Source organism: Gilliamella apis, assembly GCF_002142155.1.
GTDB lineage: Bacteria > Pseudomonadota > Gammaproteobacteria > Enterobacterales > Orbaceae > Gilliamella > Gilliamella apis.
In genome coordinates this window covers 1-8,848 of record NZ_NASD01000039.1, presented here as the reverse complement: position 1 = coordinate 8,848, position 8,848 = coordinate 1, and the positions used below count along the sequence as shown (strand labels likewise).

At 34.0% G+C, this 8,848-nt stretch carries 7 protein-coding genes; 5 read left to right on the top strand and 2 right to left on the bottom strand.

Annotation, left to right across the window (positions count from 1 at the left end; all coding sequences use genetic code 11):
* The 4 genes from B6C84_RS11355 to B6C84_RS11340 all read left to right on the top strand — a co-directional run.
* On the top strand, positions 1 to 1,485 hold a 1,485-nt coding region (locus B6C84_RS11355; protein ID WP_217338150.1), incomplete at its 5' end, for a hypothetical protein.
* Between the two features lie 32 nt (positions 1,486 to 1,517).
* On the top strand, positions 1,518 to 2,051 hold the full coding sequence (locus tag B6C84_RS11350; RefSeq protein WP_065613331.1) for a hypothetical protein: 534 nt from the start codon (positions 1,518 to 1,520) through the stop codon (positions 2,049 to 2,051).
* A 272-nt stretch (positions 2,052 to 2,323) separates the two neighbouring features.
* Positions 2,324 to 3,112, top strand: a complete 789-nt coding sequence (locus B6C84_RS11345; RefSeq protein WP_165755157.1) for a siderophore-interacting protein — start codon at positions 2,324 to 2,326, stop codon at positions 3,110 to 3,112.
* Positions 3,113 to 3,128: 16 nt separating this feature from the next.
* Entirely contained in the window at positions 3,129 to 3,704 is a 576-nt protein-coding gene (locus B6C84_RS11340) for an acyl carrier protein phosphodiesterase (protein WP_086354253.1), read from the top strand.
* A 78-nt stretch (positions 3,705 to 3,782) separates the two neighbouring features.
* On the opposite strand, the gene B6C84_RS11335 is transcribed toward B6C84_RS11340, so the two are convergent.
* Both B6C84_RS11335 and ilvY read right to left on the bottom strand, forming a co-directional pair.
* A complete protein-coding gene (locus tag B6C84_RS11335; RefSeq protein WP_086320079.1) occupies positions 3,783 to 5,831 on the bottom strand; it encodes a 3-hydroxybutyrate oligomer hydrolase family protein in 2,049 nt (682 codons plus the stop codon).
* A gap of 60 nt (positions 5,832 to 5,891) precedes the next feature.
* Entirely contained in the window at positions 5,892 to 6,794 is a 903-nt protein-coding gene (ilvY, locus tag B6C84_RS11330; protein WP_034901974.1) for an HTH-type transcriptional activator IlvY, read from the bottom strand.
* A gap of 199 nt (positions 6,795 to 6,993) precedes the next feature.
* Here ilvY and prfC point away from each other — a divergent pair, with 199 nt between their 5' ends.
* Positions 6,994 to 8,586, top strand: coding sequence for a peptide chain release factor 3 (prfC, locus tag B6C84_RS11325; protein WP_086354252.1), 1,593 nt, complete (start codon positions 6,994 to 6,996; stop codon positions 8,584 to 8,586).
* The last annotated feature ends 262 nt before the right edge of the window (positions 8,587 to 8,848 follow it).

Genomic DNA, 8,848 nt, shown 5'->3' with positions numbered 1-8,848 from the left:
GGCATCGGGCATCGGGCATCGGGCATCGGGCATCGGGCATATAAACACTTATCAATAAAAAATTTTAGTCAATTACGTATAAAGATACGTTATCCATATAAATCATCCAATTTAATTTATTCATTATATTTATTCTCCTTATTATTGAGCTTTAATATTAATGCTTTAACCGTTCAAACTGTTAACGTTATTCACGGGAATAACCCTGAAGTTATAAATACACAAATAGCTGCAGATAAACATGGTTTTATGGTAAACGGTGTATTTTATAGTGAATTTAGCGGTAATATCAAAGAAAACGAAATTAAAGAGTTTGATGCTAATTTAACTTTTAATCAATTTGCCATACAGCGATTTAATTATCAATCATTAGACAATCGAATGAATTATCAAGATCTAGACGGTGATGATATCGATCCTATTCAACCATTTCTAACCACGGAAACCACTTGGCAATGGTTTGATGCTAATGGCAATAAAATTTCTACTAGCGATAAAAATAAGGTAATTGGTTGTGGAAGTGGTTATCCAATGCCATTAATGTTAGAGATAACTAATCAAGTACAAACTTTCTCACAATATGGTCAACCGAGAAAAAGTGATTTTGTAACAATAAAAAAGGTCTACAAAATTGCAGTAAAATCTGAATTGTGTTATGCCAAACCTTATGCGACAGAACTAGTGCCTGAATATCAATGGGATGGTATTAACCCAGATGATAGTTATAGTTGGAATGATCCTAATTTTACGCAAAGGGATCCAAAGAATGGCGGTGGTTATTCAAGTGATTATGTTCCTAATATGGGCTATAAAGTTAATCCGACTGAGTCATCAGGGAAAAAATTTCCAACTACAGGATTTCCTGGGGCAAAATTTCAGCTAGTTATGACGGGTAATCAAATGGATTATGAATTCAGTATTCCAATTAATCCTGGTAATAAAGTCAGTATTGATAGTAGAGGTTATATTACATTAAATGATAAACCTACAGGACCAGTTACTGTACGTGCAACACTGATTCGAAATAATAATGTCATCCATGAGTATACTTTTAATCCTACTAATATATGGGTTATTCCACATATTGGACAGATCACTATTGAACAAGCCATGCAGATTTGTGACGGTCGTAATAATATGCTATCTATGACAGAGCTCTCCGATTCACCTCGAGCTTATGATTTTTATAACCTAAGTTCTTTAGATCATCTTAGTAATAGCTCTACCAGACAAATCGGGAAATCTGTATTTGGTGAGTGGGGATGGGTTACTAAAGATGGTTATCCTGATTCAAACTGGCAAAAAATGAGCGTTGATGTAAGTTCATTTGTTGGAAATTATTGGGCTAAGGAAATTAATAAGGATAATCCTAGATTGGGATTTGTAGTTCATAGTCATGATGGTTTTGTCGGTATACAACCATATGATTTTTTTCTTGGGCCAACATATCGTACTCACTATGCGAATGCTCTTTGTAGAAAATAAATTGGGTTATTACTTATTAGACAAGAATCATTATGAATATGTTACAAAAATTTTATCAACAAGATCAATTTAAAGGTATATTACTATTTAAAGAAGGTATGTTTTTGCGTGCTTATAATCAAGGCGCTTTTCTTTTAACTGAGCATTTAGGCTGTTGCCTAAATCTACGTTTTATGCAGTTTAAAAAATATCCTAATCGTCAGATTGTGGTGTGTGGTTTTCCCGAATCAAAGTTGACCGAGCGATTGCCAAAAGCGGTGAAAACCGTTTTTGGCGCTGAGCTTAGAATGGATTACGATACTGAACAATATCATCAGTGGTTAAAGCGACGTTGGCATGAAGAGAGAGTAGCGAACGAAATGTCAAAAGCCGACATCGAGCCGTTGAAAACGAGCAAGGCGTCGGCGTCGGAGCCAGCGGATATAGATAAAAAACTATACAAAATAGAATTAAAATTAAGTAAACAACAACTCATTTATTTAAAATATTGGCAAAGCGATAGCCATATAATCGATACAGATAAAGAGTTCATCAAAAATATAAAAAAACAATTATTCAAAACATGATCTAGTTACTTTCTGAAATTATTATTAAGTAGGTTATTTTTCGTATAATTTCAGATAAGTATGATATATAGGCACTATATATCAAATAGTTAGATTTATTAATAATTGGGTAATCCTCAAATTTTGAGGAAAGGGGTTTTTCAGTGACAGCTTAATAACGATATCGTTAATTAACTATAAATTAACTTATATTTTCATAGTCAAAATTAATAGTATTAGCTATTTTTTGTTGTATGATGTTTCTGTTATATCAGCAATATAAGGATCATCATATGCAAGAGAAGCCAAGAAAAGCAATTATTAATGCGTTATTAACAGTTATTAAAGTTGAACAGTTATCTCATAGTTTTTTACGTTTGCATTTTAGCTGTGATAAGCCGTTGATGGTCAACCCTAATTGGATTTGTCCTCATTTAAAATTACTCTTTGCTGATCCTTTGACTAATGAAATTACTTTTCCGCAATTAGACGAAAATAATAAAATCATGGTAAGTGATCGAATTCGCCAATTAGCGCGTAGTTATAGCATTCGTGGTTATGATGAATCCACCAATCAGTTAATCATTGATTTTGCTATTCATTCTCATGGATTAGCGACGTGTTGGGCTCAAAAGGCTAAAGTAGGCGATCAAGTTGGTATTGTTGGTACCGCAGGTAAATTAGAATTTGATAATCAATTTTTAGTTTTGATGGGCGATATTTCTGCAGCGCCAACTATATGTTATACCGTAGAAAATTTACCTAGTTCTCAAAAAGCATTAGCTTTTATTGAAGTTAATCACAAAACGGATATTGTTGAGCTCCCAATCAACAAAAATGTAACAGTTCAATGGTTCGTTAAGGATGTAAATGCTCCTAATCAATTAATTGAAGCTGTAATGAACATTGATTTGAGTGATCAAGAAAATATATTGTTTTGGGGAGGAATGGAAAGATCATTAGCACAACAATTACGCCATTCAATCAAAAATAAATATCTTAATTTAGAACCTAATGCAATTCAGATCACCAGCTATTGGCGAGAAGGATTTGCTGAAGGCGAATTTAAACATCGTGATTGATTATTGGTAGAACGTTGTGAATATTCTTGCGCATTTGCATTTAGCAACAATTGCCAATAGCTCGCTAATTGGCAATACTGTTGCTGATTTTGTAAAAGGTGATCCTTATCAACAGTATCCGACAGAGATAGCTGATGGCATTATGTTGCATCGAAAAGTTGATAACCTTACTGATAGTTTTCCCTCTGTTAAACAAGCAAAAATGTTATTTAGAAATAGTCATCAACGTGTTGCTCCAATTACGCTTGATATTGTTTGGGATCATTTTTTATCAAAGTATTGGCATGATTTTGGTTCAAGTCAAACTTTATCGTCATTTAATATTATGACTAAAAGGCATATTCATCCATATATTATTGATTATCCTAAAAATTACCAATCTTTTATGAATGCAATGTGGCGAGAATCTTGGCTAGAAAATTACGCTTCAATCGATTTTATTGCGAAAGTATTAAAAGGTATGGCACAGCGAAGACCAAAGCTTTATTTATTGCAAGAAACTATTATTGATATCAAGCAAAATTATAATGCATTAGAAATACTTTTTTTTGATTTATACCCGAAAATATGTACATTTGTAAAATCGGCATAAGTTAATGAGACAATGGTTATCGTATAATTTAGTTATATAAACTCATTCGATAACCATTAAAAAAATCAAATAGTTTTATTAAGGTAAAGCGATTTTTTTATCTTCCAATATTATTAAGTTATTGATATCTGGTTTTTGAGTTATTGGTACTAAGTTTTCAATTGTCGCTTGCGGAGCTTGACCAATGCGGCCTCCTCTTGGCTTAGTACGAATTATCTGGCTTTCAGGTAATGTCGTATTGTTAGTTAGATTAGCCCATAACCACTCAATGGCATCTTCACCGTAATAATCAATAGCCAATAATGTATTATCAAATGGTGATTTGCCGTCGAGATAACTAGCATTTTCAACTTCGATATAACGTAGTTGTGATTCTTTTCCTTCTACTGCACTATTTAAAGCAACATAAGGGCGAGATGTATGATCTATTAACTGTTTGACATTATTTTGTCCATGTACAATAAACGTTTTAATTTTATTTAAATTTCCGGTTGCTTGTACTTGTTTGAGTCCATCAATAACTCGTTTCTCGGTTATTTTTTCTCGTAAACAAATTGCTCCTTTAATACCATAATCTATTTGATTTTCAATTTCAGAACTTGAGTACCATGCTCGTCTTGGTGAAACGATATCTTTATTTACAACCAGATCAATAGCGGTAACATCTTTATCTGCCCAAATAGGTAAATGACCATTAGATAGTGACCATATTTCAGAGAAGTTTACTTCTTTTAAAGGCATTACTTCGCCAAAATTATAGAGTCGATCTTGTTGAGTACTGGCCACAGAATAATCGCACATGTTTTCTGTAACATCAAAACGACCATATGAACTGATATATTGATACGGAAAGGCAATAGACTCTTTATAATAAAAATAGGGTAACTGGATCTCCATCTCTGGTCGCCAACCATAATCATGTAATTTGTCTAGGGCTTCTTTAGGTGTTCCTGTAGTTAATAATTTAGCTTTTTTTAGTGCATCACAGCGATTTTGTGAATAAAAATATTTCAACGCATAAGGAACATAATTGTCTGACTTATTAGGCTCAATTGCCGGGATGGCACAAGGAATATAAAGTGCTGCTAAGGTAGCATAATCAGGAATTGAATTATATTTTAAACTTCTAGAACTAGTTTTATTTTGGATTGAAAGTGAGGTAATATCTGGGTTTGGTTGTATTTGTGGATTAACCGCAACAATACCATCAATGATACCATTTTTATCTAATTCACCAGCCTTCAAAGCTGCACTAGCACCATCCTCAGCACCATAGATTAATATCAACGTATTATCCGCGTTAAAATCGCGAGTGTTTGTGGCTGAAAATCTATCATTTATTTCATAAAGTGCAAATTCAATAGAATTTAAAATATATTTGCCCCAATTATGTTCAGGATTTTGTTTTGAATGTAACTGTTTAACGGCATATCTATTTGGATTATTTTCGATAAAAATTTCTCTATTTTTAATCTTAGGATTAAATAATAGATTATCTTTTGCAATTTTTCCTTCTATAGTGAAACCTTGCTGATTTGTAATATCGTAAATACCATTCCCCAATCCTTTATCGTTATAAACTACTGCACAATTGTGTTTTAGTCCCCAAAGCCCACGAATTTGCATATCTTTGGCGTTATATAAACCGTCATAATTGCTAGCAGGAACGGCCACTATACATGGTTTTTTCTTATCAAAATCAACGGGAATTTGTAATAGAATACCGACATTTCCTTCTTTAAGTGTCGCTAAAATTTCGCTACCGGCCATTTTTCCGTCAAACAATGGTGACAAGTTTTTCTGTTTAAAGCCAAATAATTGACCCTCTCCAGTTTTTGTATCAATAAAACGATTTAGTTTGGCTCGACGAAGCTCCTGCGTCGTGGGATTAGCTGGATCAGCAAATTTGAATTTTTGTATCATTGATGATAAAGGTGTAAAGCCAATGCCGGCTGTAACCAGATCGTCGCTATCACCATCATAGTAATTTGAACTGTGAATAGTAATCCATTGTGGTTTTGGTTTGTAGGGATTGTTTTGCTCGGTATAGCCTATATTCGGAATTGTAAGTAGTGGTAAAAATAGTAATGATATTAAAGTTTTTTTATTTCTGATTATTAAGGTCATTACAGTAGCTTCCCATTTTTTAATTAGTTTAGTTTTCCATTTTATGATTGATTATATAATTTATTCATTAGACGGTAAATTTTGCTTCCCAAGAGCCCAAAACGCCGAAATAATTTTTTCTGATAATCGTCTTTTTTGAACGCATATACCGACATCAAATGGTTGCATTAAATTGGTTGACCATTCAGTAATTCGCTCGCGTACTCTTTCTGGGCTGTTTTCCATTACCACTTTTGGCAATAATGCCACACCGCATCCTAAAGCAACCATAGATACAATTGCCTCATGTCCTGCAACTGTTGCATAAATTCTAGGACAAGTTATTTTTTGTTGTTTGAACCATAAATCAATTCTTTGTCGGCTGGGGCCATGTTCTGGCAAAATGAAAGGAATGTTATGCCAATCCGGCGTTTTTTGATGTAACTTATCACTAAATGAGCTATTGAGTTTAGGAATTAATAAGACCATTTCAATCTCACCTAATTTTATAAATTCAACACCAGCTGGTAATTGTTTAGGTTTGCCTGCAATGGCAAGATCAGCCTGATTGGATTGAATTTTTTCAACTGCATCAGCGGCATCACCAGTAGATAGTTTTATTTCAACTAGTGGATAATGCATGCGGAAGCGATCTAATATATCAGGTAAATGGCTATAGGCAGCCGTTACCGAGCAAAATAATGTTAATTCTCCGACCAATTGTTGAGTAGATTGATCTAACTCGTGCTTTAATTGTTGATGTAGATTTACAACTTGTAGAGCAAATCGTTTAACTTTTTCGCCTTCATGAGTAATTTGAACTTGTCGATTGTCGCGAATAAATAATTGATGGCCAAATTGTTCCTCAAGGCGTTGGATTTGCCTTGAAAGTGTGGATGGGCTAACATGCATTGCATCAGCGCTCATACTAAAATGACATGTCTCACACAAATGTAAAAACAATTTTAGGTCACGAATATTCATATTAATGGTTATTTTCAGATATTTCTAATATTAAACACTATTACCAAATAGTGATTATATCACCATCAGTATTAAATGCCGCTATTATGCATAGATATATCAATAAGGCAAATAGCAAAATAGTCTTCTTCAATGGCAATATAGATGTAGACCTGTTAGAATACGCCATTATTTTTGCTTAGCTAAATTGATTAATTTTATGACAGAACAAGCTTATTTAGACGAAGTTAAGGCTCGTCGTACTTTTGCTATTATCTCTCACCCGGATGCGGGTAAAACGACTATCACCGAAAAAGTATTGTTGTTTGGACAAGCGATTCAAACTGCGGGTACGGTTAAAGGGCGTGGTGCAAATGCTCAGCACGCTAAATCAGATTGGATGGAAATGGAAAAACAGCGTGGTATTTCGATCACCACATCGGTTATGCAATTTCCTTATAATGATTGTTTAGTTAACTTACTTGATACTCCTGGGCATGAGGACTTTTCGGAAGATACTTATCGAACATTAACGGCTGTTGATAGCTGTTTAATGGTTATTGATGCGGCAAAAGGTGTTGAAGATAGAACACGTAAATTGATGGAAGTAACGCGTTTACGCAATACGCCAATTTTGACTTTTATGAATAAACTTGATCGTGATATACGTGATCCAATGGAGTTGCTTGATGAAGTTGAAAACGAACTTAACATCATGTGCGCACCAATTACCTGGCCAATTGGTTGTGGTAAATTATTTAAAGGCGTCTATCATTTAGCGAAAGATGAGACTTATCTTTATCAAACAGGTAAAGGTCATACTATTCAGGAAGTTCGTATTATCAAAGGTTTAGATAATCCAGAACTCGATAACACAATTGGTGACGATTTAGCACAGCAACTTCGTGATGAGCTTGAATTAGTACAAGGTGCATCAAATGAGTTTGATCTGGAAGCATTTTTATCTGGTGATTTAACCCCAGTATTTTTTGGTACAGCGCTTGGGAATTTTGGTGTTGATCATATGCTTGATGGTTTGACAGCTTGGGCTCCGACGCCTCAACCTCGCCAGACTGATAAACGAGAAGTTGCAGCTACCGAAGAAAAATTTACTGGTTTTGTATTTAAGATCCAAGCCAATATGGATCCTAAACATCGTGACCGAGTTGCCTTTATGCGTATTGTATCGGGTAAATACGAGAAAGGTATGAAGTTGCGTCATGTTCGTATCGCAAAAGATGTGAATATTTCTGATGCGCTAACCTTTATGGCTGGTGATCGAGATCATGTTGAACAAGCTTATGCTGGTGATATTATTGGTTTACATAATCATGGCACTATACAGATTGGTGATACTTTCACTCAGGGCGAAGATCTTAAATTTACCGGTATACCTAATTTTGCCCCTGAGCTGTTTCGTCGTATTCGTTTAAAAGATCCACTCAAACAAAAACAATTATTAAAAGGTTTAGTTCAGCTTTCAGAAGAAGGTGCTGTACAAGTATTCCGTCCAATTGCCAACAATGATTTAATTGTTGGAGCGGTAGGGGTGTTGCAATTTGACGTAGTTGTTGCGCGTTTAAAATCTGAATACAACGTAGAAGCGATTTATGAGCCAGTAAATGTAACAACGGCTCGTTGGGTTGAATGTAGTGATGCTAAGAAACTTGAAGATTTTAAACGAAAATGTGAGCAAAATTTAGCACTAGATGGTGGTGATAATTTATCTTATATTGCGCCGAGTATGGTTAATCTAAATCTAACACAAGAACGTTATCCAGATGTGGAATTTAGAAAAACACGTGAGCATTAATTGATTACTTGGTAATTAAGATTAACAATGAAAACACCATTAATGATCTAATTAATGAGGAAGGGCTATTTTTTAGCCCTTTTTTATTTATTAATTTATTGTATTTTTAATACGATAATGTTAGTTTAACCATATCTTTTAGATAATTGCTTTTTTCATGCGAACTCGGTTATCGCTATATTGCTCTCTTCTATTAATAAAGCTGTAATTAATCATACCTTCTATATACCTTTATATTCTTGAATTTTGACTGTAATTTTGT

Coding starts and splice junctions, on each gene's coding strand:
- prfC (WP_086354252.1), top strand. CDS start 6,994: ATGACAGAACAAGCTTATTTAGACGAAGTTAAGGCTCGTCGTACTTTT.
- B6C84_RS11345 (WP_165755157.1), top strand. CDS start 2,324: ATGCAAGAGAAGCCAAGAAAAGCAATTATTAATGCGTTATTAACAGTT.
- B6C84_RS11335 (WP_086320079.1), bottom strand. CDS start 5,831: ATGACCTTAATAATCAGAAATAAAAAAACTTTAATATCATTACTATTT.
- B6C84_RS11350 (WP_065613331.1), top strand. CDS start 1,518: ATGAATATGTTACAAAAATTTTATCAACAAGATCAATTTAAAGGTATA.
- ilvY (WP_034901974.1), bottom strand. CDS start 6,794: ATGAATATTCGTGACCTAAAATTGTTTTTACATTTGTGTGAGACATGT.